Consider the following 894-nt stretch of genomic DNA (forward strand, 5'->3'; position numbering starts at 1 on the left):
TTGGCTTGTCGAGCCGATGAACCGGGTAAACCCATTGACCAATTTGGTTGCGAAGAATGCGCATTGCATAACGCTTTTCTTGTTTGTCGATTGGAGATTTGTGTACCAGCATTCCTGCAGGTTTGTGAACCGCAATGAGATGCGCGTCCTGAAATAAAATTTCTAGCTTTTCGTCTTCCTGTCTCGAGCGCTCTATCAACGTCGGGTCTTGTGGACTATCTTGGTTCGTTTTGTTCATGCAACAGTCTTTTGATCGCTTAGTTTTAGAGATTCTAACGGTTGTTTGGTACTATCGCGCGGTTAATTTTTACTCTGTACACTCTTTTAAGGAATATCCATGTTCGCAAGCTCTATGCGCCTATCTGCAGTTCTGGCTTCTGTCTTCGTTTTGCTCGCAGGGTGCTCGTCGCAAGAAGACGGTGACGCGCCACAGCAACCGGCGCAAGCGCCGCAAGCCGTTCCGGTAAGCGTGGCAACTGTTTCAGCAATGGAAATGGCCGCCACCAAGGTATACACCGGACGGCTTGAGGCGGACCAGATGGTTGTTCTAAATCCTCAAATTTCTGGGCAAATAAAGCATGTCACGTTTGAAGAAGGCGCGTTGGTAAAACAAGGGGATGTGTTATTTGAAATGCACTCTAGCACCCAGAGTGCGCGTTATAACGAGTTAAGGGCTGAGTTGGAAAGTGCACGCGCTCAGGTTGAGCTGGCGAAAAGAATACTTGATCGAGCCCAGAGCTTGCGTCAGAAGAACTCTTTGTCTCAAGAAGAGCTTGATAATCGAGGTACAGAGTTAACGAAGGCAACCGCGGATGTCGCAGCATTAGAGGCGGCTGTCGCTGGCGCAAAAACCATTCTTAGTTACACCAAAATCAAGGCACCCATTGATGGGCG

The 894-nt window shown here is 48.5% G+C and carries 2 protein-coding genes; one reads left to right on the forward strand and one right to left on the reverse strand.

What is annotated here, in order from left to right; all coding sequences use genetic code 11:
• On the reverse strand, window positions 1-238 hold a 238-nt coding region (locus A3750_RS23935), incomplete at its 3' end, for a pseudouridine synthase (protein WP_231871948.1).
• Window positions 239-337: 99 nt separating this feature from the next.
• On the opposite strand from A3750_RS23935, the gene A3750_RS23940 reads away from it, so the two are divergent.
• A partial coding sequence (locus A3750_RS23940) for an efflux RND transporter periplasmic adaptor subunit (RefSeq protein ID WP_156498901.1) occupies window positions 338-894 on the forward strand: 557 nt, incomplete at its 3' end.

It is taken from the genome of Oleiphilus sp. HI0079, assembly GCF_001635105.1.